The sequence below is a fragment of the Streptomyces sp. NPDC054757 genome (assembly GCF_053612185.1).
The window spans coordinates 22,730-44,646 of sequence record NZ_JBSHBW010000016.1; the positions used below are offsets into that span (position 1 = coordinate 22,730).

Annotated in this window: 19 protein-coding genes; 6 read left to right on the forward strand and 13 right to left on the reverse strand. The window is 71.9% G+C overall.

From position 1 onward, the window contains the following. Positions 1-113: 113 nt before the first annotated feature. The 6 genes from ACWGKJ_RS19730 to ACWGKJ_RS19755 all read right to left on the reverse strand — a co-directional run bounded on the left by ACWGKJ_RS19730 (position 114) and on the right by ACWGKJ_RS19755 (position 5,811). Positions 114-782, reverse strand: a complete 669-nt coding sequence (locus ACWGKJ_RS19730) for a response regulator (protein WP_385018960.1) — start codon at positions 780-782, stop codon at positions 114-116. Continuing rightward, positions 779-2,110, reverse strand: coding sequence for a sensor histidine kinase (locus tag ACWGKJ_RS19735; protein WP_385018962.1), 1,332 nt, complete (start codon positions 2,108-2,110; stop codon positions 779-781). The genes ACWGKJ_RS19730 and ACWGKJ_RS19735 overlap by 4 nt, the downstream gene beginning before the upstream one ends. Then, complete coding sequence (locus ACWGKJ_RS19740) at positions 2,097-3,269, reverse strand: acyltransferase family protein (protein ID WP_385018964.1); 1,173 nt, start codon at positions 3,267-3,269, stop codon at positions 2,097-2,099. Before ACWGKJ_RS19740 ends, ACWGKJ_RS19735 begins: the two co-directional genes overlap by 14 nt. Then, a complete protein-coding gene (locus ACWGKJ_RS19745; protein ID WP_385018966.1) occupies positions 3,262-4,227 on the reverse strand; it encodes an alpha/beta hydrolase in 966 nt (321 codons plus the stop codon). The genes ACWGKJ_RS19740 and ACWGKJ_RS19745 overlap by 8 nt, the downstream gene beginning before the upstream one ends. Before the next feature lie 181 nt (positions 4,228-4,408). Next, entirely contained in the window at positions 4,409-5,044 is a 636-nt protein-coding gene (locus ACWGKJ_RS19750) for a DedA family protein (protein WP_385018968.1), read from the reverse strand. Next, positions 5,041-5,811 carry an MBL fold metallo-hydrolase gene (locus ACWGKJ_RS19755; RefSeq protein WP_385018970.1) on the reverse strand — a complete coding sequence of 257 codons (771 nt, stop codon included), beginning with the start codon at positions 5,809-5,811 and terminating at the stop codon, positions 5,041-5,043. The genes ACWGKJ_RS19750 and ACWGKJ_RS19755 overlap by 4 nt, the downstream gene beginning before the upstream one ends. Before the next feature lie 358 nt (positions 5,812-6,169). On the opposite strand from ACWGKJ_RS19755, the gene ACWGKJ_RS19760 reads away from it, so the two are divergent. Further along, positions 6,170-8,266, forward strand: coding sequence for a phage holin family protein (locus ACWGKJ_RS19760; protein ID WP_385018972.1), 2,097 nt, complete (start codon positions 6,170-6,172; stop codon positions 8,264-8,266). Positions 8,267-8,404: 138 nt separating this feature from the next. Here the strand turns inward: ACWGKJ_RS19760 and ACWGKJ_RS19765 are convergent, their stop codons facing one another. Then, positions 8,405-10,462, reverse strand: a complete 2,058-nt coding sequence (locus ACWGKJ_RS19765) for a phosphocholine-specific phospholipase C (protein ID WP_385018974.1) — start codon at positions 10,460-10,462, stop codon at positions 8,405-8,407. 250 nt (positions 10,463-10,712) lie between these two features. On the opposite strand from ACWGKJ_RS19765, the gene ACWGKJ_RS19770 reads away from it, so the two are divergent. Both ACWGKJ_RS19770 and ACWGKJ_RS19775 read left to right on the forward strand, forming a co-directional pair. Next, a complete protein-coding gene (locus tag ACWGKJ_RS19770; protein WP_385018976.1) occupies positions 10,713-12,116 on the forward strand; it encodes an NADP-dependent succinic semialdehyde dehydrogenase in 1,404 nt (467 codons plus the stop codon). A gap of 65 nt (positions 12,117-12,181) precedes the next feature. Further along, complete coding sequence (locus tag ACWGKJ_RS19775) at positions 12,182-12,553, forward strand: hypothetical protein (RefSeq protein ID WP_385018978.1); 372 nt, start codon at positions 12,182-12,184, stop codon at positions 12,551-12,553. A 40-nt stretch (positions 12,554-12,593) separates the two neighbouring features. On the opposite strand, the gene ACWGKJ_RS19780 is transcribed toward ACWGKJ_RS19775, so the two are convergent. Genes ACWGKJ_RS19780 through ACWGKJ_RS19790 form a run of 3 tightly spaced genes read right to left on the reverse strand, consistent with a single transcriptional unit; the run spans position 12,594 to position 16,031 of the window. Beyond that, positions 12,594-13,040: a response regulator gene (locus ACWGKJ_RS19780; RefSeq protein ID WP_385018980.1), complete on the reverse strand. Its 447-nt coding sequence runs from the start codon at positions 13,038-13,040 to the stop codon at positions 12,594-12,596. Beyond that, positions 13,037-14,785, reverse strand: coding sequence for a sensor histidine kinase (locus tag ACWGKJ_RS19785; RefSeq protein WP_385018982.1), 1,749 nt, complete (start codon positions 14,783-14,785; stop codon positions 13,037-13,039). Before ACWGKJ_RS19785 ends, ACWGKJ_RS19780 begins: the two co-directional genes overlap by 4 nt. Continuing rightward, positions 14,778-16,031, reverse strand: coding sequence for a PP2C family protein-serine/threonine phosphatase (locus tag ACWGKJ_RS19790; RefSeq protein ID WP_385019088.1), 1,254 nt, complete (start codon positions 16,029-16,031; stop codon positions 14,778-14,780). The genes ACWGKJ_RS19785 and ACWGKJ_RS19790 overlap by 8 nt, the downstream gene beginning before the upstream one ends. 262 nt (positions 16,032-16,293) lie before the next feature. On the opposite strand from ACWGKJ_RS19790, the gene ACWGKJ_RS19795 reads away from it, so the two are divergent. Then, positions 16,294-16,518 (forward strand): hypothetical protein, encoded by a 225-nt coding sequence (locus ACWGKJ_RS19795; RefSeq protein WP_385018984.1) that lies wholly within the window; start codon positions 16,294-16,296, stop codon positions 16,516-16,518. A gap of 128 nt (positions 16,519-16,646) precedes the next feature. On the opposite strand, the gene ACWGKJ_RS19800 is transcribed toward ACWGKJ_RS19795, so the two are convergent. Next, positions 16,647-17,459: a helix-turn-helix domain-containing protein gene (locus ACWGKJ_RS19800; protein WP_385018986.1), complete on the reverse strand. Its 813-nt coding sequence runs from the start codon at positions 17,457-17,459 to the stop codon at positions 16,647-16,649. A gap of 49 nt (positions 17,460-17,508) precedes the next feature. Here ACWGKJ_RS19800 and ACWGKJ_RS19805 point away from each other — a divergent pair, with 49 nt between their 5' ends. Both ACWGKJ_RS19805 and ACWGKJ_RS19810 read left to right on the forward strand, forming a co-directional pair. Then, positions 17,509-17,814: a 4a-hydroxytetrahydrobiopterin dehydratase gene (locus ACWGKJ_RS19805; protein ID WP_385018988.1), complete on the forward strand. Its 306-nt coding sequence runs from the start codon at positions 17,509-17,511 to the stop codon at positions 17,812-17,814. Positions 17,815-17,883: 69 nt separating this feature from the next. Beyond that, positions 17,884-18,747 (forward strand): class I SAM-dependent methyltransferase, encoded by an 864-nt coding sequence (locus ACWGKJ_RS19810; RefSeq protein ID WP_385018990.1) that lies wholly within the window; start codon positions 17,884-17,886, stop codon positions 18,745-18,747. 79 nt (positions 18,748-18,826) lie between these two features. Here ACWGKJ_RS19810 and ACWGKJ_RS19815 read toward each other — a convergent pair whose 3' ends face one another. Together ACWGKJ_RS19815 and ACWGKJ_RS19820 are read right to left on the reverse strand one after the other, a co-directional pair. Then, positions 18,827-19,663: an aldo/keto reductase gene (locus ACWGKJ_RS19815; protein WP_385018992.1), complete on the reverse strand. Its 837-nt coding sequence runs from the start codon at positions 19,661-19,663 to the stop codon at positions 18,827-18,829. Between the two features lie 234 nt (positions 19,664-19,897). Continuing rightward, positions 19,898-21,694, reverse strand: coding sequence for an AMP-dependent synthetase/ligase (locus ACWGKJ_RS19820; RefSeq protein ID WP_385019090.1), 1,797 nt, complete (start codon positions 21,692-21,694; stop codon positions 19,898-19,900). Positions 21,695-21,917 lie beyond the last annotated feature (223 nt).

A 21,917-nucleotide genomic window follows, 5' to 3' on the forward strand; every position in this document is an offset into this window, starting at 1 on the left:
GCCAGTGGTGGGGGTCGGGCCGGGCGGCTGTGGGGCCGCCCGGGCGGGCCCGGACGAGCGCGCCCGGCTGAGCGTTCCGTCCGAGGCAGCGGCGGGGCGTGCGGGAGGCCGCGTCAGTAGCCGGCCGGGCGCACCAGGCCCGTCTCGTACGCGAAGACCGCGGCCTGGGTCCGGTCGCGCAGGCCCAGCTTGACCAGGATCCGGCTCACATGGGTCTTCACGGTCTGCTCGGCCACCACCAGCTGCCCGGCGATCTCCGCGTTGGACAGCCCCTGGGCGATGAGCGAGAGGACCTCGGTCTCACGCTCGGTCAGCTCGCCGGCCCGCCCCTTCGGCGCGGTGCGGGGCGAGCTGGTCACCCGGGAGAACTCGGCGATGAGCCGTTTGGTGATGTTCGGGGCGAGCAGCGCGTCACCGGCCGCCACCACCCTTACGGCACGGGCGAGTTCATCGGCCGAAGCGTCCTTCAGGAGGAAACCGGCCGCGCCCGCGCGGAGCGCCTCGTACACGTACTCGTCGAGATCGAAGGTCGTCAGCACCAGGACCCGCACCGTCGCACCGGCGGGCCCGGTGATCCGGCGGGTCGCCTCGATACCGCCGAGTCCGGGCATCCGGATGTCCATCAGGACGACGTCCGGGGCGAGTCCGGCGATCTGGGCGATGGCGTCGTGACCGTCGACGGCCTGGCCGACGACCTCGATGTCCGGCTCGGCGTTGAGCAGCACCGTAAAGCCCTGACGCACCATCATCTGGTCGTCGGCGATCAGTACCCGGATGGTCATGAGGGCCCCTCCAGGGGAAGTATCGCCGCCACCTCGTACCCGCCGCCGGGGGTCGGCCCGTTGGCGAAGTCGCCGCCCAGCATGGCGGCGCGCTCCCGCATGCCCAGCAGCCCGTGACCGGCGCCGGCCGTCACGGCCGCCGGTGCGGGCGCCCCGGCAGGCGCGGTGTTGGTGACCCGCACATCGAGGGCGGACGACCGGTGGACGATCTCCACCTGTACCTCCGCTCCGGGTGCGTGGCGCAGCACATTGCTGAGCGCTTCCTGCACGATACGGAACGCCGTGAGGCTTACGCCCGGCGGCAGCTCACAAGGGCCCCCGGTGGTACGGGCGGTGACGGTGAGTCCGGCCGTACGTACCCGGGTGAGCAGCGCGTCCAGCTGGTCGAGGGTGGGCTGCGGGGCGTGCCGCAGGTCGTCGTCCGATGTGTCGTCGGAGCGCAGCACGCCCAGGACCCGGCGGAGTTCGGTGAGCGCGGTCACCGCGTTCTCCCGGATGCCCGCGAGGTTCTCCCGCAGCTCGTCCGAGGGGTTGTCCACCAGGTGCGGGGCGACCTGCGCCTGGATGGAGATGACCGACATATGGTGCGCCACGACGTCGTGCAGCTCGCGCGCGATCCGGTTGCGCTCCTCCAGGAGGGTGCGCAGGGTCCGCTCCTCGGCGGTGAGTTCGGCCTGGGCGTCGGTCTCCCGGCGGGCCTTCCGTAGCCCGCGCAGCGAGGAGCCGACCACCACCACGGCGATCAGTGCGGGGGCCGTACGGTCGAGGTCGTAGTTGTGCGGCCGGGTGGCGAAGGCGATACAGGCCAGCCCGGCGAGCAGGGTCACCACCAGCGCCCCGCCCGCCCGCCGGGGCCGGACCCGCAGGGCCAGCAGGAACAGCATCCCCCCGGTCAGGATCATCCCGGGGACCGTACGCGGATAGGGCACGCCGGGGCCGGTCTCCTGTTCGGTGAGGGCGGCGGTGACCACCATCAGGACCGTCGAGGCCCACCAGGCGGGTACCGGACGGAACACTCCGGCGACGAGCAGCGCGCCCTCGGCGATACCGAGCAGTGCCGTGACTCCGGGGAGAGCGCCTCCATCGGCCGGTGTGAGGCTGTTCGCCTGCAAGGTGGCGAGCAGCGCAGCGCAGAGGACCACCAGCACCACGAACGCCGGCCGCCAGGCGGAGTATCCGGGCTGCCCCATGGCCGGCCTCGGGTCGGCGGGGTCCAGCAGATCGTGCAGCAGGGCGCCCGGCGCACGGCGCAGGGCCGCCGTCACCCGTGCCCGCCCCCACCACGGCGGTTCCCGCCGCGCCGCCCGGCCCACCTCAGACGTGGTCATGCTGTGTCTCCCCCCGCGGGGCGAGCACCCCGGTCCGTACGACTGTGCTGTGTCCGCGTCCGCGCCGCCCCTGCTCGTACGTGTGGAACGCCGCCCAGCACACCAGCAGCGCCACCGCGAACACCGGCAGCCAGGCCACCCGGGCGAGCACCCACCCCCAGCCGTCCGGGACGGTGTGCAGGCCCGGCAGTGCCCGGCCGGTGAGCATACCGACAGCGGTGACCGCCATCATCGCGGTCTGGTGCCAGAGGAAGACGGTCATCGCGGAGAGATTGACCAGCGCCACGGCGGCCCAGGCGGCCGGGCGCACCAGAACCCGCCGCAACGGGCCGAGCAGCAGCAGAGCGGCTCCGCACTGGGCGAGACCGAAGGTGACGGCGGCGAGAGTCGGCGGATCCAGGTTGGACACCCGGGAGCCGGGGACCCCGACCATGGACGCCGGGTACCCCGCCCCCAGGACGAGGCCCGCGGTGGCCGCAGCGCCGCCCAGCAGCAGCACCCACGCCGTCCGGCGTCCGCCCAGCGCGCCGCGCGACCGGGCCGCGCCAAGGCAGTACGGGACGAGCCAGCCCGCCGCCACATTGATCCAGCCCAGCCAGGACGGCCCGCCGAGCCCGAAGCGGATCAGGTCGACGTGCAGCACGACGGCGACCGGCCACAGCGGATGCAGCCGGACGACCAGCGGGGTCGCCGCGGTGAGCCCCGCGAGGACCAGCAGGAACCAGAGCGGCGACAGCACCAGCTTGAGCAGGGCGTACACGGTCTGCGGGCCGACACCCGACACGAGCATCACGGCCGCCGCCACGCCCCACACCATCAGCACCGCGGCCACCGGCCGGCCCAGCCGCGCCAGCCGGGCCCCGAGCCACTGCCGGTAGGTGACACCCCGGGCGCGAGCCCTCGCGTACCCCGTCGCGCCCACCTGACCGCCCACCAGGAAGAAGACCGCCAGGGTCTGCAACAGCCAGGAGACGGGGGCGAGATGGGGCATGTACCGCAGTGGGCTCGCTCCGTGCACCGTGCCGCTGTCGGTGACCAGCGCGGTCACCAGCCAGTGGCCGAGCACCACACCGAGAATCGCCAGGGCGCGCAGCGCGTCGACAGCCCGGTCGCGGCCCGGTGGTGTCCAGGACCCGATCCGCCCTACCAGCTCACGCATGGCGGGCCTCCCCGGCAGGGGGCTGCCCCGAGACGATCCGCGCCAGGTTCGCCAGTGACAGCGAACCGGGCTTCAGATAGTCACTGTGGCCGCCGCCGCCCGCGTCGAAGACCCGGGCGCCGAAGCCGGCCGCCACCGGGTCGGCGCCGAGCCCGAGAGTGACGAACGGCAGCGGGATCCGTACATGCGGCACATCGGCGATCCAGTCGCCGCGCCCTCGTCCGGCCCAGACGGTGGCCCGGGTGTGCAGGGCGGCGGCGCTGCCGCGTCCCGCCCCGGGGCTGCCGTACAGCACGAGGTCCGCCGCGGCGAGCCCGGGGGCGGCCCGGCCGCAGACCACCGAACCGTACGAGTGGCAGAGCAGCGAGATCCGGGCGGCGGGCGCCGCCCCGCCCAACTCCCGCACGAAGCGCCGCAGTACGGGGGCGGCCCGGTCCGCGCGGCCGGTGGTCAGCACATCGGTGCTCACCGTGGCCGGAGTCGCGTAACCGAGCCAGGCCACCACGGCCGCCCCGCCGCCCAACTGCCGCTGGAGCGCGGTCGCCCCGTCCAGCAGTCGCTTGTACTGGTCGATGCCGGTGTCCGAGCCCGGTACCAGTACGGCGATCCGCCGGGCCCGCGACAGGTCGCCGAACACCTCCGCGGTGCGCCCGCCGTCTCGCCCGTCGAAGGAGAGGAAGTGGCGGCCCGGCCGCGCCATGGCACGCAGCGAGCGGGCTCGCCCCAAGTCGCCGTGGGCCAGGGCCGTCTGCCCCGCGGCCCTGATGTCTGAGCGCGTCGTCGCGTACCGCTCGGCGAGGGCCGCGGGGGCGACGGTCCGCAGCGGGCCGAGGGCCGTCGGCGCGGGCGCGGGGACGGCCGTGGGGCGGGCCGCACCCGAGACCGGCACGGCCACCGACGCGGTGACGAGTGCGGTGAGCAGGGCGCGGCGCAGTCGGCTGTGCGGGCGGGACGCCATGGGTGGTCCTTCCGTACCGGAATGGCTTTCGTGCTTCCGGTACGGAATCTATGGAGCGCCCCGGGTGGTCGGCGTCCCGCCGCGGAGCGAACCTCCCGCGTCACTCCCAAGTACTACGGGTAGGGGGAGGGAAAACCCGAACGTGGCCCGGCGAGTCGGGAGTTGGCGGCCCCGGCGGGGCTCAGTGGGGCGCGGGCGACCCGTCACCGCGCGTCCGCAGCCTGCGCCAGGCCGCGGGCGCCCCGCTCACCAGCAGGGTGAGGACGACCGCCACGGCGACGCCCTTCCACGGCTCGTCGAAGAGCGAACCGCCGAGTATGCCGATGAGCTGGTACGCGGCGGCCCAGGCGAGGCACGCCGGGATGTCGCCGCGGGCGAACCGGCGCAGCGGCATCTCGCCCAGCAGACAGGCCAGCATCACCGGGATCCGCCCGGCCGGGACCAGCCGGGAGAGTACGAGCACCGACTTGCTGTGCTTGTCGAGCTGCTCCTGCGCGCTCGCGAGACGCCTCTGCGGGGCCCGCCTGCGCAGCGCCTCCAGCCAGCGCGATCCGTTCTTGGAGTGCACACCGCGCCGGCCGAGCCAGTACAGCGCGATGTCCCCGATGAAGGCGGCGGACGAGGCCACGGCGAACACGAAGAGCAGCGCCAGCGGATCGGTCTGATGGAGGGCGACCACGGCCGCCGAACTCACCAGCGCGCCCGTGGGCACCACCGGAACCAGGGATCCCACGGCCACCAGCAGGAAGAGCGTCGGATAGCCGACGGCCTGCTGGGCCGACTCCGGGGGGACCTGGGCCGCCAGTTCGTGTATCACCCGGCCACCTCCGGCCGCACCAGTTCACCGTGGGTGAGCCGGTGGACGGAGACCTCGGGCGCCAGCAGCGCCGCCTGCCGTACGAACTCGTCGCCCGGCGTGTGGAATTCGTGCGGGCGCACCCCGTCCATCCCCACCGGCCAGTACGTGCCGTAGTGCACCGGGACCGCGGAGCGCGGCCGCAGCAGCGCCAGCGCCTCGGCGGCCCGCCGGGCGTCCAGATGCTCCTGTCCCAGGAAGGGGCCCCAGCCGCCGACCGGGAGCAGCGCCACATCGATCTCGCCCACCGCGTCCGCCATCGTGTCGAACAGGCCGGTGTCCCCGGCGAAGTAGGTCCGCGCCTCACCGCTGACGACGAAGCCGAGTGCGGGCGCGCGCTGCGGGCCGAACGGCAGCCGGCGGCCGTCATGGCGCGCCGGTACCGCGCGGACCACCAGATCCGCGACCCGCACCTCGTCGCCCGCGACCACCTCGGTGATGTCCAGGCCGAGCCGCCGCAGCCCCGGCACCGCGCGGACCGCGCCGCGCGGCACGATCAGCACGGTGCCCGGCGCGAGCCGGGCCAGTGACGGCAGATGCAGATGGTCGGCGTGCAGATGCGAGACGAGGACGGCGCGGGCGGCTGCCGCTCCCGGCGGCGGCACCGCGCCGCGGCGGCGCCTGAGATGGGCCAGCCTGTGCGTGAACAGCGGGTCGGTCAGCACCCGGACCCCGGAGTCCTGGACCGTACATGTGGCATGTCCCCACCAGGTCACATCGACCGGCACCTGCCGCCTCCTCACATCTGGCTGCGCCGGGCCGCACCCGACTGCGTACGGCCCGCTCCCGGGACAGCGTGTCACGTCTGTCCCGGCCCACGGTGGGTAGCGATCAGTCGAAATCGGGAGGAGGCTCCGTGACCCTGTACTCGGAGCAGTGTCCGCGCTGCGGAGGTGTCCTCGCCGTCACGCAGGACGGCTGGAAGATCTGCCACTCCTGCGGATACTCGTCCCCGCCGTGACGCATGTCACGCGGGCCGGGTGCCGCTCCTGCTGCCCGGTGACCGCGGCCGGACGCCGGAAGGTCCTGTGAAAAGCTGGCCGGCGGGCCCACCCGGGGTCCCGCAGGACGTGAGGTGGAAGAGGCGTGGCCGCAGGGCGTTGGCGCAGGGCGGGCAGCGCCCTGTTCCGGGTGATCGTGGTGTGGGCCGTGTCCACTCTGACCATGCTGGCGCTCGCCGGGATCCTGCCCGACTTCCAGCTGGAGTCCGTCAACGGCGACAGCGCCACCACCGTGGCGATCACCGCCGGCTGGGGCGCCGCCGCCTTCGGTCTGCTCAGCGCGCTGGTGTGGCCCCTGGTGGTGCGCGCGCTGCTGCTGGTCCCCGCGCTCGTCCTCGGCCTGCTGGTCTTCTTCCTCAACGGCTCGCTGCTGCTCGTCGCCCTGGACCTGATCCCGAACGGCCGGGGCGCGTCCAACCCCGAGACGGCTGTCGTGGTAGCCGCCGTGATGTCCGCCGTCGCATCCGCCACCTCCACCGCCCTCGCGGTACGCGACGACGAGGCGTACCGCCGCAGGCTCTCGCGCCTCGCCTCCCGCAGGCGGCGCCGGCGCGGCGAGGACACCGGGCGGAGCGGTCCGCACGGCACGGTCTTCCTCCAGCTCGACGGGGTGGGCCACGCGGCGCTGCTGCGCGGCGTCCACGAAGGGCTGATGCCCACCGTCGCCGGCTGGATCGGCGCCACCCACCGGCTCGACGCCTGGCGCACCGACTGGTCCAGCCAGACCGGCGCCAGCCAGCTGGGCATTCTGCACGGCTCCAACCACGACATCCCCGCCTTCCGCTGGTACGAGAAGGAGACCGGCGACGTGATGGTCTGCAACCGCCCGGCCAGCGCGGCCGAGCTCCAGCGCCGTGCGGTCGCCCGCACCGGTGACGGCGGGCTGCTCAGCATCGACGGGGCCAGCCGCGGCAACCTCTTCAGCGGCGGCGCCGACGAACTGGCCCTGGTGCTCTCGGTCGCCGCACGCCGGGACCGTGACCACCGCTCCCGGGCCGGCTACTTCGCGTACTTCTCCGACCCGGCCAACGCGGTCCGTACCGCCCTCTCGTTCTTCGCCGAGGTCGGCCGCGAGATCGGCCAGTCGACCAGGGCACGCGCCCGGCAGGAGGAGCCGCGGATCAAACGCGGCGGCCTCTACCCGTTCATCAGGGCCTTCGCGACCGTGGTGGAGCGCGATGTGGTGGTCTCCGCGGTGATAGGCGACATGTTCGCGGGGCGGACCGCGGTCTACGCCGACCTGGTGGCGTACGACGAGGTGGCGCACCACAGCGGCCCGCACAGCAGGGACGCGGCGAAGGTGCTGGCGCGGCTCGACCGCTCGCTCGCCATGATCGCCAAGGCCGAGGACCACGCGCCGCGCCCGTACCGCATCGTGCTCCTCTCCGACCACGGGCAGAGCCCCGGGCAGACCTTCGAGGGCGCGTACGGGCTGACGCTCAAGGACCTGGTGCGGGCGGGCTGCGGGCTGCCGGTCCCGCGCCGCGCGCAGCGGACCCCGAGCGGCTCGGAGGCGCGGGCCGCAGTCCGTGTGGTGCTGCACCGGCCGCTGCCGGACGGCGACGGGACCCCGCCCGGCCCGGGCTCCGACCCGGTCGTGCTGACCTCCGGGAACCTCGGGCTGATCTCCTTCCCGGACGCACCGGGCCGGATGACACGTGAGCAGCTGGACCGCCGCCACCCCGCCCTGCTGCCCACGCTGGCCAACCATCCGGGGATCGGCTTCCTGCTCCTGGCGAGCGAGGAGCACGGCTCGGTGGTGCTCGGGGCGGGCGGCGCCGAGGTGCCCGTCGCCCTGCTGGCCGACGGTGAGGGTCCGCTCGCGGGCTTCGGGCCCGGCGCGGCCGACGCCGTGCGCAGGACCGACGCGTTCCCGCATGTCGCCGACGTCATGGTCAATTCGGTGTACGACCCGGAGACCGGTGCCGTACATGCCTTCGAGGGCCAGATCGGCTCGCACGGCGGCCTCGGCGGCGAGCAGTCGGCGCCCTTCCTGCTGGCGCCGCGCGACCTCTCCCCGGCCGTGGGCGACGGGCAGCCGCTGGTCGGCGCCGAGCAGGTGCACAGGGTGCTGCGACGCTGGCTGACCGAGTGCGAGGGCCCGCAGGTCCCGCTCGCGGCGGCGGATCCGGTGCCGGAGGGCGCTGCGCCCGACGACGCGGCGCCCGACGCGGCGGCCTGAACCGGACGGGATGCCGCCGGGCCCCGCAGGCCGGGCCCCGCAGGCCGCCGCGCTACAGGCCGGGCGCAGGCCGCCGCGCCTGTGCCGGGCGCAGGCCGCCGCCGGGCCCCGGCCTGCGGGACCCGGCAGCGTCGGCACTCAGCCCGTGATGATCGCCGGGTCGCTCACCCCGGGGGCGCCGTTCTCGACATGCCCGGCCAGTCGGCGCCGGTAGCCGCCGTCCAGGTCGGAGACCACGGTCAGGTCGTACCACCGCCGGGTGGAGCGCAGGTCCACCGTGTGCACCACGGTCTTCCCCTTGCGGACCGTGAAGGTCTCGCTCTTGCCGCCGTACGCGTTGGTGACGGTGAGATGGCAGTCGGCGGTGCCCGCGTTGGTCATCGTCAGCTCGATCGAACCGTCGCTCGCCCGGTGGCGGGCCGTCACCTCGGGACCGGCGGTGGAGCCGGGGCCCTGGAAGGTACGGAGGAAGCCGTTCGGGCCGAACACGGACAGATCGTAGGAGCCCTTGGAGTAGGCCGTGTTCCAGGTGTCCGAGAGACTCTTCCCCGCCTCTGCGGTGTACGACCACGGACCGTCGCCGCGGTTGGCCGATGTCACCGTGAAGCAGGCCCCGGCGTCTGCGCCCCCGCTGAAGGTGAGGGTGAACTTCCCGTCGGCCGGCGCCGCCTTCCCGTCCACCAGCGGGGCGTAGCGCAGCGGGCGCGACGGCCGGGAGCCCGCCTCCTGCTTGGGCAGCGCCGGATCGGCGGGCGCCTTGGGTACGTAACTGTCGTGCCGGTTCTTGTCAGGCGGCCGGAAACCGTCGGTGTCCGGCAGCGAGACGGGCTTGGTGTTCTGCAGGCCGAAGTCGAAGGCCGAGGTCAGGTCACCGCAGATGGCGCGCCGCCAGGGCGAGATGTTCGGCTCGGCGACACCGAAGCGGCGCTCCATGAAGCGGATGACCGAGGTGTGGTCGAAGACCTCGGAGCAGACATAGCCGCCGGTGCTCCAGGGCGAGACGACGGTCATCGGGACGCGCTGGCCCAGACCGTAGGGCCCGGCGCCGTAACTCGCGTCGCCGGGGAAGTAGTCGAGCGAGGTGTCCACCGTGGACAGGCCCCGGTCGGCGGAGGCGGGCGGGAACGGCGGGACGGCGTGGTCGAAGTAGCCGTCGTTCTCGTCGTACGTGACGAAGAGGGCCGTCTTGCTCCACACCTCCGGGTTCGACGTCAGCGCGTCCAGCACCTGCGAGACGTACCAGGCCCCGTAGTTGGCGGGCCAGTTGGGGTGCTCGGAGAACGCCTCGGGGGAGGCGACCCAGGAGATCTGGGGGAGCTTGTCCGCCTTCACGTCGGCCCGCAGGATGTCGAAGAAGCCGTCGCCGTTCTTGGCATTGGTGCCGGTGCGGGCCTTCTCGTACAGCGGGTCGCCGGGCTTGGCGTTGCGGTACGAGTTGAAGTACAGCAGCGAGTTGTCGCCGTAGTTCCCGCGGTAGGCGTCGTCGATCCAGCCCCAGGAACCGTCCTTGTCCAGGCCGTCACCGATATCCTGGTAGATCTTCCAGGAGACGCCCGACTTCTCAAGACGCTCGGGGTACGTCGTCCAGTCGTACCCGGCTTCGGCGTTGCCGAGCACCGGGCCGCCGCCCTTGCCGTCATTGCCGACGTGACCTGACCACAGGTAGTAGCGGTTGGGGTCGGTGGCGCCCATGAACGACGAGTGGTAGGCGTCGCACACCGTGAACGCGTCGGCCAGCGCGTAGTGGAACGGGATGTCCTTGCGGGTCAGATGGGCCATCGTGCCCGCGGACTTGGCGGGAATCCACTGGTCGTACTTGCCCTGGTTCCAGGCCTTGTGGCCGCCGGCCCAGTCGTGGTCGAGCCCGGCGATGAATTTCATGCCGAGGTCGTCGGCGTCCGGGTGGTAGGGCAGGACGTCCTTGGTCCCGTCCGACTGGTACCAGACCGGCTTCCCGCCGACGGGTGTCATCGGGCGGGGGTCGCCGAAGCCGCGTACCCCCTTCATGGACCCGAAGTAGTGGTCGAAAGAACGATTTTCCTGCATCAGCACGACGATGTGCTCGATGTCCTTGATCGTTCCCGAGCGGCGCTTCGCGGGGATGGCGGCGGCGCGGTCGATGCTGCTCGACAGGGCCGAGAAACCTGCGGTCGCGCCCGCGATCTGGAGGAAGCGGCGCCGATTGAACTGAGGCATGTGGTGGGGGACCTCTCGCGGTGTGAGGGGATTGATCCAGCCGAGTCTTCCCAGATGAGGGGGTGAAAGGGAAGGGGTGGTGACGTGGGAGTGACAGAACCGGGCACACGATCCGAACAACCAGACTGATTTCGTCCCACCCGCACCACAGTCCCTTCACGCCGCGCCAGTCCCTCCGGCCGCCGCCCGCGTTGCGGCGGCGGCCGGGGCGAGCGAAGGTCGGAGGGGCGAGTACGAGGAGGACCCACCCATGCCCATCGCCACGGTGAACCCCGCCACCGGTGAGACGCTCCGGACCTTCGAGGCGCCGGGCGCCGACGAGATCGAACGCTGTCTCGCGGCGGCCCACGCCACGTTCCGCGAGTACCGCACGACGGACTTCGCCGAACGGGCCCGGCTGCTGAACCGGGCGGCCGATCTGCTGGAGAGCGAGCAGTCGGACATCGCGCGCACGATGACCACGGAGATGGGCAAGCCGGTCGCCGCCGCCCGCGCGGAGGCCGCCAAATGCGTCAAGGCGATGCGCTGGTACGCCAAGCACGCACCCGAACTGCTCGCCGACGAGCACCCCTCCCGGGCCGACGCGGAGGACTCCGGCGCCGACCGCGCGTACACCCGCTACCGTCCGCTGGGCGTCGTGCTGGCCGTGATGCCGTGGAACTTCCCGCTCTGGCAGGTCGTACGGTTCGCGGCGCCCGCGCTGATGGCGGGCAACACCGCCCTGCTCAAACATGCGTCGAACGTGCCGCAGACCGCCCTCTACCTGGGCGAACTCTTCGAACGCGCCGGGTTCCCGAAGGGCTGCTTCCAGACCCTGCTGATCGGCTCGGGCGCGGTCGAGGCGGTCCTGCGCGACCCCCGGGTGGCCGCGGCGACCCTGACCGGCAGTGAGCCCGCCGGCCGCTCGGTCGCGGCCGTGGCGGGCGACGAGGTCAAGAAGACCGTCCTTGAGCTGGGCGGCAGCGATCCCTACCTCGTGATGCCGTCGGCCGACATCGGGCGGGCCGCCCGGACCGCTGTCACGGCCCGGGTGCAGAACAACGGGCAGTCCTGCATCGCCGCCAAGCGCTTCATCGTCCATACGGATGTCTATGACGCGTTCACGGAGGAGTTCACCACCCGGATGGCCGCCCTGAAGGTCGGCGACCCGCTGGACGAGTCGACCGATGTCGGGCCGCTCGCCACCGAGCAGGGCCGCACGGATCTGGAGGAGCTGGTCGACGACGCCGTACGCAAGGGAGCGACCGCGCTCTGCGGCGGCGGGCGGCCGGAGGGGGCCGGGCGCGGCTGGTTCTACTCGCCCACGGTCCTGATGGGCGTCACCACCGACATGCGGATCCACCACGAGGAGGCGTTCGGCCCGGTGGCCACGGTCTACCGGGTGGCGAGCGCCGAAGAAGCGGTACGGGTGGCGAACGACACGCCGTTCGGTCTGAGTTCCAACGTCTGGACGCGGGACGACGGGGAAGCAGACCTCTTCGTACGGGATCTCGAAGCAGGGGGTGTCTTCTTCAACGGCATGACCGCCTCGCACCCGGCGCTGCCCTTCGGCGGGATCAAGCGCTCCGGCTACGGCCGCGAGCTCGCCGCCCACGGCATCCGGGAGTTCTGCAACATCACCACCGTCTGGCACGGCGCCGACCCCGGTGAGTGAACCGGCGGGCCCCCGCCCGTCCCCGTACGCGTACCGAGCACGAACCAGCGAGGAAAGTGAGCACGATGGCCGACACGGAGAACCAGGACACCCTTGTCACGGTGGCGCTCACCGGCCACTCACGGGAGGACGCGGCGGCGGTCTTCGGCGCACTGCGCGCCGCCTTCCCGAGCGACCGCGGGCCCGGCGACACCCCGCAGCCGGAGATCCCCGGCAGGCCGACCGTGTGGACGGCGGCCTACGAGGTACGGGAAGGGGCTCCGGGACAGCCCGGCTCCGCCCGCCTCACCGCGCCCGTCAAGGCCACCGTGCAGGGGCACTACCACGCGGTGGACATGATGCGGGACGCGCTGGGCGCCGTCTTCTCCGTCGAGGAGCAGGGCGAGGCGCTGGGCGACCAGGAGAAGGAGCTGAACCTCCAGCTGGGGAACGGGTAGCCCAAGCGTGGGGAGCGGGTAGCCCACACGCCCGCGCGGGTCACATCCGCTGCTGCGGGAGGCGGACCACCGTGAGGAAGAAGTCGTCGATCTGGCGCACCGCCGACATGAACTGCTCCAGATCGACCGGCTTGGTGACGTATGCGTTGGCGTGCAGCCGGTAGCTGCGCACGATGTCCTCCTCGGCCGACGACGTCGTGAGCACCACGACGGGGATGTCGCAGAGTGCGGGGTCCGACTTGATCTGTTCGAGCACCTGCCTGCCGTCGTACTTGGGCAGGTTCAGATCGAGCAGCACCAGATCGGGGCGCGGCGCGGAGGTGTGGGCGCCGCGCCGGTAGAAGAAGTCCAGCGCCTCCTCGCCGTCCCGCACCACATGCAGCGTGTTGCCGATCTTGTTGTCGGCGAACGCCTCACGGGTCATCAGCTCGTCGCCCGGGTCGTCCTCCACGAGCAGGACCTCGATGGTCTGGAGGGTGGTGTTCACGCGGTGTCTCCCTGTTCTGTGGTGGGGTGCTCGGCGGTGAGGGCGGGGGCGGGGGCGGGGGCGGGGCTCACCGGGAGCGTGAAGTGGATGCACGCGCCCTCCGTCACCGACTCGTCCAGCCAGATCCGGCCGCCGTGGAACTCGACGATCTTCCGGCAGAGCGCGAGCCCGATGCCGGTTCCGTCGTACTCGTCCCGTGCGTGCAGCCGCTGGAAGATCACGAAGATCTTCTCGGCGAACTCCGGGGCGACCCCGATGCCGTTGTCCGCCACGGTCACATGCCAGCTGTCGCCGTCGGCGGTGCAGCCGACGGTGACGACGGAGGGGTGGCCGGGCCTGCGGAACTTGACGGCGTTGCCGATCAGGTTCTGCCAGAGCATGGCCAGCGCCGTGGGGTCGCCGGTCACCTCGGGCAGCGGGTCCGTCCGTACGACGGTCGACCCCGACTCCTCGGCCGCCAGTGCCAGATTGGCCAGCGCCCCGTCCAGCGAGGCGTCGAGGCAGACGGTCTTCCAGCCGTCGAGAACTCTGCCGACCCGGGAGAACGTGAGCAGGTCGTTGATGAGGACCTGCATCCGCTTGGCGCCGTCCACCGCGAAGTCGATGTACTGCTTGCCCCGGTCGTCCAGCACCTCGCCGTACCGCTTCTCAAGCAGCTGGCAGAACGAGGCGACCTTGCGCAGCGGCTCCTGGAGGTCGTGCGACGCGACATAGGCGAACTGCTCCAGCTCCGAATTGGACCGCCGCAGCTCCTCGGCCTGCCCGGCGAGCAGCGTCTCGCGCTCCAGGGAGTCGCCCAGCTCGTCGGCGAGCCGCCGCCGCATGTCCTCCACGGCCGCTCCGACGGCCCGCACATCGGCGGGCCCGCCGATCTCGATCCGGTGGTGGAAGTCCCCGCCGCGTACGGTCCCGGACGAGACGCGCAGCGCGTTCAGCGGCCGGCCCACGATCCGGTGCAGCAGCACACTGAGCGTGACCACCACCAGGGCGAAGGCGGCGAGCAGGGCGATCAGTACCCGGTCCTGGGTCCGGCGGGCCGCGTCGAGACCGGCCCTCGCGCGCGCCGCGTCATCCTCGATGTGGCGCTGCTGCACGGCCATGTCGGCCCGCAGCCCGTCGAAGGCGGACTTGCTCCGTGCGATCTGTGCCACCGACGCGGCGCCGCGCCCCCCGGCCCGTACGGCGGCGATCAGCGGTTCGGCCTGCTCGCTGCGCCACTTCTGCGCGGCCAGCCTGAGCCGCTCCAGGTCCTGCGCGTAGGGGCGCCCCGAGCCGGTGAACGCGCCGACCCTGGCGCGGTAGACCCGCTCGTCGCGTACGCCCTGTTCGTACGGTTGCAGGAAGGACACGTCGCCGCTGAGCGCATAGCCGCGGGCACCCGTCTCCTGGTCCAGGAGCGCCTTCTGCAACTGGAGGGAGGCGGAGCGGGCCGGCTGGATGCGGTCGACGAGTGCGGTGGTCCTGTCGTTGGTACGGGAGAGGAAGACACCGCCCACGGCTGTGCAGCCGCAGACCACGATCACGAATCCGGCGAGGATCAGATGGACCCAGTTCTGCACCGAGAGACGGGAGCGGAAGCGTGGCCGTGCCGGGGGCTGCGCGGGGCGGCCACCGCTGCCCGGGGCGTCGCCGGGCTCCGTGCCGGTGCCGCTGTGGCCGCTGTCGGCCGCCCGGTCGTCCACGGCGGTCCCACCACTCTGACCGACGCCCTCGGTCCGGCTTGTCTGACTGATCTGACTACTCATGGTGAGTCGGCCCCCATCCGAGATGCAGGACGGCCACGTCGTCCGCGAGGCCCCCGTAGGGCGCTGCCCCGTCGTCCGCGCCGCGCACCAGCGCGTCGACGAATCCGGCGGCGGGCAACGCCCCGTGTCTTCGGGCCAGATCCAGCAGCCCCGTCTCCCCGAGCCTGGACTCGGCGCCGGTACGGCCCTCGAACAGCCCGTCGGTGAACAGCACGAGCTGCCCGCCGCTGGGCAGCGGCAGCTCGGTCTCCGTCCAGCGGGCCGCGCCGGGGGCGAGGCCCAGGGCCATACCGCCGCCCGGCTCGGCCCAGCCGACCTCCGCGCCGTGCCGGACCAGGAACCCGGGATGTCCGGCCCGGGTGACCCGTACGGTGCGGCCGCCGGGCGGGAAGACCAGCGAGGTCACGGTGGCGAAGATGCACGGATCCGAGCGCTCGGCGACCAGGATCTCCTCCAGGAGCCTGATCTGTTCCAGATGCTCCATCCCGCACAGCACGGCGGTACGCCAGGCGACCCGCAGACACACACCGAGGGCCGCCTCGGCCGCCCCATGACCCGAGACGTCGCCTATCACCGCGTGCACGGTGCGATCGGCGGTCTCCACCACGTCGTAGAAGTCCCCGCTGAGCAGCCCGTGGGCCCGCCCCGGGGTGTACCGCGCGACGGCCTCGAAGTCACGCCCGCGCAGCAGCGGCACGGGCAGCAGCCCCCGCTCCAGCCGGGCGTTCTCCTCCGCCATCCGCCGGTTGGCCTGCAGCGCGGCGGCCGACTGCTCGACCTGCTTGCGCTGGAGGGCGTAGCGGACGGCGCGGCTCAGCGACTCGGGGTCGAGCCGGTCCTTGACCAGGTAGTCCTGCGCGCCGGTGGCCACGGCGGCCAGGCCCGCGTCGCCCTCGGCGAGACCCGTCAGCACCACGATCGCCACATCGGGCGCCGAGCCGACGATACGGGTGACCGCGTCGAGCCCCTGGACGTCCGGCAGATGCAGATCGAGCAGCACACACACCGGGGTGCGGCAGGTCCGCAGGAACTGCTGGGCCGCCGCCAGCGTCTTGCACCAGCTGACCGGGGAGTCCAGATCGCTGTCGGCCAGCATCTCCTCGACGAGCAGGGCGTCCCCCGCGTCGTCCTCGACCAGCAGCAGGACCGCTTCGATGTCGCCGACGTACTCACCGGTCGCCGTCAGGAGCTGCTGCCGGTTCCTCGCGGCAGGCACCCCAGGACGCGCCGAAGCGGCCACAGACATCTCGGACACACTCCACCCCACCCAGCCCGACGGCGCGGGTCACGGGGCGCCGTATCGCCCGGAAGCATATGCGACAGAGGCCCGGCTCTGCGACGGCCGGGTGGGACAACGACCGGACGTCGCCCCGAAGTCGTCGGCGGAATTCCGGAGTCCCTTTATCCCGGTTGTCCCGGAGTACGGCCGGGACACGACGGGTCAGGGCATTCGCATGTGACGTCGATCCATTTGCCGAGGTGGGAGAATAAGAGACAAGGAGGCGGAAATGGAATACGTCATGCGGGCCTATCTCCAGGAGGGCTCGTCGCCATCGGACGAGCACCCTCAGGTGGAGTACTGGCACATCACGCACGCCGGGGAGACGACGGCGCTGTGCGGGCGTGAACTCGACCCCGGCGCACCCAGGCAGTCGACGGACGCCTGGGGGACCGGCGGGAGCCAGCCCTTCTGCCACACCTGCGGGGCTCTGTATCTGCGGCAGGTTCCCTGATATCCGCGGCCAGTTCCCCGGCGCGTCCCGGCCAGTTCCCTGGCGCATCCCGGCCAGTTCTCTGGCCCGTCCTGGCCCGTCCCGGCTCGCCCTGAGCCGTCGGGCCCGCGGTGGATTTCCCGTCGCGTTCAGGCCGTCGGCCGGAGTGACCGCAGATAGGCGACCGTGCCGGGATCGGCCGGCAGGAACGTCTCGATCGCCAGCTCGGCCACGGTCACGTCCATCGGTGTATTGAAGGTGGAGATGGACGAGAGAAAGGAGAGCACCCGCCCTTCGTGCTCGATCTCCAACGGCAGCGCGAAACGCGGAAATGACTGCTCGCCCGGCCCCGGCCGCTCTTTCGCGGGGGCGGGAATCGGATAGCCCGCGACCTCCTCGTACAGTTCTCGCAGCGAATCGGAGCGGGCCAACGCGAGCTGGCGCTCCATCTGGTGCAGCAGATGCCCCCGCCACTCGTGCAGATTGCGGATACGCGGGGCCAGCCCGGACGGGTGCAGCGTGAGCCGCATCGCGTTCAGCGGCGGTCCGAGCAGCTGCTCGGCCACCCCCTCCAGCAGCATCGCGATACCGCGGTTGGCGGCGACCACGTCGTACCGCGCGTCGACGACCAGCGCCGGATACGGCTCGTACCCCCGCAGAAGCTGGTTGATCCCCTCGTGCAGCGGCCCCATCGAAGGGTCGTCGAGCATGGTCTCCCCGTACCGCGGCGCATAGCCCGCCGAGAGCAGCAGCGCATTGCGCTCCCGGACGGGCACGTCCAGATGTTCCGCGAGGCGCAGCACCATCTCCTCGCTGGGGCGGGACCGGCCCGTTTCGATGAAGCTGATGTGGCGGGCCGACGAGCCGGCCCGCAGGGCCAGCTCCAGCTGGCTGATCCGGCGCTGTCTGCGCCAGTCGCGCAGCAGGGGCCCCACTCCGGTGTCGGGAGCGACAGTTGTCATCCCCAGACCGTAACGTCGTACGGACAGACCCCCGGAAGGAGTACCGCACATGCCCGCGGAACCGCTGACGCCGAAAGAGACCGAGGACCGGCTGGACGAGCTGCCCGGCTGGTCGGTGGAGGGCGACCGGATCAGCCGCTCGTACCGGCTGCCCGGCCACTTCGCCGCCACCGCGATGGTCGTTCACATCGCACAGATCCAGGAGGAGCTGGGCCACCACTCCGAGCTGACGCTCGGATACAACACGGTGGCCCTGAGCGTGCACACCCATGACGCGGGCGGCGCGATCACCGCCAAGGACTTCGAACTGGCCCGACGGGTCGAGGAGACCGCTCCGGGGCACGGGGCGAGCTGAGGGCAGTCCGTTTTGCCGTAACGGCAACGCAGTTCCCGTGTCCGGCGGCCGGCGGTGCACCCTGGCCCCATGAGCCACCACCACGACACCACCGAAATCGACTGGGACGTCATGGCCCCGCTCCTGGAGCGGGCCGCCGAGCTGAACCGGCCCGTACACCAGCGCGCGGCGGCCTGGATCGCCGAACAGCTCTCCGTTGGCGGCGTCCGCCGGATCCTCGACGTCGGCAGTGGGCCGGGAGTTGTCACCTGTCTGCTCGCCGAGGTCTTCCCGTACGCGGAAGTGGTCGCAGTCGACGCATCCCCGGCCCTGCTCGACCGTGCCCGGCAGCGGGCGGCGCGCACCGGCCTGGACGGCCGGGTTCATACTCTCCGGGCCGAACTCCCGCAGGACATGGGGGAGTTGGGGGGCGCCGATCTGGTATGGGCGGGTAACTCGCTGCATCACATCGGTGACCAGCGCGCCGCGCTCCGGGGCTTCGCCGGGCTGCTGCGCCCCGGCGGCATCCTCGCCGTGGCCGAAGGCGGCCTCACCGCACGTCATCTGCCGCGTGACACCGGCATCGGCAGGCCGGATCTGGAGGCGCGGCTCGACGCGGCCGGGGCCGAGTGGTTCGAGGAGATGCGGGCGAAGCTGCCCGGCTCGCGGCGCGAGGTCGAGGACTGGCGCGCCCTGCTCACCGCGGCGGGCCTCACACCGTCCGGCACCAGGTCGTTCCTGCTCGACATCCCCGCACCGCTGCCCGGCGCCGTACGCGAGCAGCTCGTCGCGCACTTCACCCGGCAGCGCGAGATCTTCGCGGACCGGCTCACCGCGGAGGACGCCGCCGCCATCGACGTCCTGCTGGCCCCGGAGGACCCGCGGGGGCTGCTGCTGCGCGACGACACCTATCTGCTGACGACCCGCACGGTGCACACCGCACGCCGGGGCTGATCCGCCGCACAACGGGCAACGCCGACATGGCCGCCCGCACCGGTGCGGTGCGGGCGGCCATGTCGCGGAACGGGCCGGGTCAGGTGCCGAGGGCCATGGTGGCCGGGTCGGCGCCCAGCCGCTTGCCCTCGTCGAGTGCGGCGATGGCCGCCAGGTCGTCGGCGTCCAGCTCGAAGCCGAAGACGTCGATGTTCTCCCTGATCCGCGACGGGGTCACGGACTTGGGGATGACGACGTTGCCGGTCTGCAGATGCCAGCGCAGCACCACCTGGGCGGCGCTGCGGCCGTGCTTCTGCGCGATGGCGACGATGGTCGGGACCTCCAGCAGCCCCTTGCCCTGGCCGAGCGGGGACCAGGCCTCGGTGTGGATGCCGTGGTCCGCGTGGAAGGCACGCGACTCGGCCTGCTGGAGCTGCGGGTGGAGCTCGATCTGGTTGAGGGCGGGGACCACGGAGGTCTCGCCCAGCAGCCGCTTCAGGTGCTCCGGAAGGAAGTTGGAGACACCGATGGACTTGGCGCGGCCGTCGGCGTGGATCTTCTCGAACGCCTTGTACGTGTCCACGTAGGCGTCCTTGGAGGGGACCGGCCAGTGGATCAGATACAGGTCGACGTAGTCGAGGCCCAGCTTGGACAGCGAGGTGTCGAAGGCGCGCAGGGTCGAGTCGTAACCCTGCTCGGCGTTCCACAGCTTGGTGGTGACGAAGAGTTCGTCACGCGCGATTCCCGATGCGGCGAGCGCCTTCCCTGTGCCCTCCTCGTTGCCGTAGATCGCAGCGGTGTCGATGCTGCGGTAGCCGGCCTCCAGCGCGGTACCGACGGCCTTCGTGGCCTCGTCGTCGGCGACCTGCCAGACCCCGAAGCCGAGCTGCGGCATCCGGGCGCCGTTGTTGAGGGTGATGAAGGGGACCTTGCTCACGAGCGGTCGACTCCTCTTGGTGCGTGATGGGTGAGTACGTCATCGGTTGATACGCCTTTGGTCAACGATCACACGGAGCGCCCCATTCCCGCCCCGCCGCCGGGGAAATCCCCTCACGGGCATCTCGGGCATCGCGGGCATCAGGGACACCCGGTCACGGTGGCGGGCGCCTCAGCGGCAGGGCGGCCCGGCTCCGGAGCGCCTCGGCGGCAGGGCGGCCCGCTCCGGAGCGCCTCACCGGTAGAGCGCGTCGACCTCTTCGCTGTACGCCGTCTCGATCGCCTTGCGCTTGAGTTTCAGCGACGGGGTGAGCAGGCCGTGCTCCTCGGAGAACTGATGGGCGAGGATCCGGAACGTCCGGATCGACTCGGCCTGCGAGACCAGGGTGTTCGCCGCCACCACGGACCGCCTGACCTCCATCTCCAGATCCGGGTCGCGCACCAGGGCGGCCGGTTTCATCGGCGGTTTGCCGTGCAGCGAGAGCCAGTGCGCGACCGCCTCCTGGTCGAGCGTGACGAGCGCAGCGATATAGGGGCGGTCGTTGCCCACGACCAGGCACTGGGCGACCAGGGGATGGCCCCGTACCCGCTCCTCAAGACCGGTCGGCGAGACGCTCTTTCCGCCGGAGGTCACCAGGATCTCCTTCTTGCGGCCGGTGATGGTGAGATATCCGTCGTCGTCCAGCGAGCCCAGGTCACCGGTGGAGAGCCAGCCCTCGTGGAGTACGCCGTCGGTGGCCTTGGGGGAGTTGAGGTAGCCGCCGAACACGTTCCGGCCGCGCACCCACACCTCGCCGTCGTCGGCTATGTGCACGGTGCCACCGGGGATCGGCTGGCCGACCGTGCCGTAGCGGGTGCGCTCGGGCGGATTGGCGGCGGCCGCCGCCGTCGACTCGGTGAGTCCGTACCCTTCGTAGATGGAGACGCCGGCGCCCTCGTAGAAGAGACCGAGCCGCCGGTCCATCCCCGAACCACCGGACATCGCGTGCCGCACCCGGCCGCCCATCGCCTCGCGCACCTTCGCGTAGACGACCTTCTCGAAGAACTGGTGCTGCATCCGCAGACCCGCCGACGGGCCGGGGCCGAGCCCGAACGCCTTGTGCTCCAGGGCCTCCGCATAGCGCACCGCCACCTCGACGGCCTTGTCGAAGGGGGCGGCCTTCCCCTCGGTCTCGGCCTTGCGGCGGGCCGCGTTGAAGACCTTCTCGAAGATGTAGGGCACGGCGAGGATGAAGGTCGGGCGGAAGGCGGCCAGGTCGGGCAGGAGCGCGCGGGCCGCCAGCTCCGGCTGGTGGGCCAGTTTCACCCGGCCGCGGACGGCCGCCACCTCGACCATCCGGCCGAATACATGGGCGAGCGGCAGGAAGAGCAGCGTCGACGAGGTCTCACCGCGCTTGGAGCGGAACACCGGCTCCCAGCGGGCGACCATCGTGTCGGCCTCGTACATCAGATTGGCGTGGGTGATCACACAGCCCTTGGGGCGACCCGTGGTGCCGGAGGTGTAGATGACGGTGGCGACGGAGTCCGAGGTCACGGACTGCCGGTGGCGGTGCACCACGTCGTCGTCGATGTCGGCGCCCGCCGCGAGGAGTTCGTCGAGGACGCCCGCGTCCAGCTGCCAGAGCCTGCGCAGCGCGGGCAGCCGGTCGATCACCGAGCCGATGGTCATGGCGTGGTCCTCGTGCTCCACCATGCACGCGCTGACCTCCGAGTCGTACAGCATCCAGAGGACCTGCTCGGCGGATGACGTCGGGTAGACGGGGACCGACTGGGCGCCCACGGACCAGAGGGCGAAGTCGAAGAGCGTCCACTCGTAGCGGGTCCGGCACATGATCGCCACCCGGTCGCCGAACCGCACTCCGTCGGCGAGCAGCCCCTTGGCGAGTGCGAGCACCTGGTCCCGGAATTCGCCGGCCGACATGTCGTACCAGCGCCCGTCCTCCTTCCGGCCGAGCGCCGGCCGGTGGGGGTCGTCATCGGCGTGCTCGAACACGACGTCCGCCAGTCCGCCGACCTGGGGCGCCGTCACTATGGGTGGGACAGTGAACTCGCGCAAAATGACCTGCTCCTATGTGACGCTCCGCACAGCGCCGTGACGCTACCCCAACGCGGGACCCGGCGTTCGATGGGTCCAGTGACCGGTTTGCGGTGATACCGCGAGGTTCCGCAGGGGGTTCGGCAGGTGAAATGTACCCACCTGGGGAAGGGTTGGGCACCCTCCTGACCGAACGGTAAGTTCCGCGAGGTGGAATCTC

What these genes read in the sequence shown, in the direction of transcription:
- ACWGKJ_RS19785 (WP_385018982.1), bottom strand. Translation starts at nt 14,785, where the DNA reads ATGAGTAGTCAGATCAGTCAGACAAGCCGGACCGAGGGCGTCGGTCAG.
- ACWGKJ_RS19805 (WP_385018988.1), top strand. Translation starts at nt 17,509, where the DNA reads ATGCCCGCGGAACCGCTGACGCCGAAAGAGACCGAGGACCGGCTGGAC.
- ACWGKJ_RS19790 (WP_385019088.1), bottom strand. Translation starts at nt 16,031, where the DNA reads ATGTCTGTGGCCGCTTCGGCGCGTCCTGGGGTGCCTGCCGCGAGGAAC.
- ACWGKJ_RS19800 (WP_385018986.1), bottom strand. Translation starts at nt 17,459, where the DNA reads ATGACAACTGTCGCTCCCGACACCGGAGTGGGGCCCCTGCTGCGCGAC.
- ACWGKJ_RS19730 (WP_385018960.1), bottom strand. Translation starts at nt 782, where the DNA reads ATGACCATCCGGGTACTGATCGCCGACGACCAGATGATGGTGCGTCAG.
- ACWGKJ_RS19795 (WP_385018984.1), top strand. Translation starts at nt 16,294, where the DNA reads ATGGAATACGTCATGCGGGCCTATCTCCAGGAGGGCTCGTCGCCATCG.
- ACWGKJ_RS19775 (WP_385018978.1), top strand. Translation starts at nt 12,182, where the DNA reads ATGGCCGACACGGAGAACCAGGACACCCTTGTCACGGTGGCGCTCACC.
- ACWGKJ_RS19745 (WP_385018966.1), bottom strand. Translation starts at nt 4,227, where the DNA reads ATGGCGTCCCGCCCGCACAGCCGACTGCGCCGCGCCCTGCTCACCGCA.
- ACWGKJ_RS19740 (WP_385018964.1), bottom strand. Translation starts at nt 3,269, where the DNA reads ATGCGTGAGCTGGTAGGGCGGATCGGGTCCTGGACACCACCGGGCCGC.
- ACWGKJ_RS19770 (WP_385018976.1), top strand. Translation starts at nt 10,713, where the DNA reads ATGCCCATCGCCACGGTGAACCCCGCCACCGGTGAGACGCTCCGGACC.
- ACWGKJ_RS19735 (WP_385018962.1), bottom strand. Translation starts at nt 2,110, where the DNA reads ATGACCACGTCTGAGGTGGGCCGGGCGGCGCGGCGGGAACCGCCGTGG.
- ACWGKJ_RS19765 (WP_385018974.1), bottom strand. Translation starts at nt 10,462, where the DNA reads ATGCCTCAGTTCAATCGGCGCCGCTTCCTCCAGATCGCGGGCGCGACC.
- ACWGKJ_RS19810 (WP_385018990.1), top strand. Translation starts at nt 17,884, where the DNA reads ATGAGCCACCACCACGACACCACCGAAATCGACTGGGACGTCATGGCC.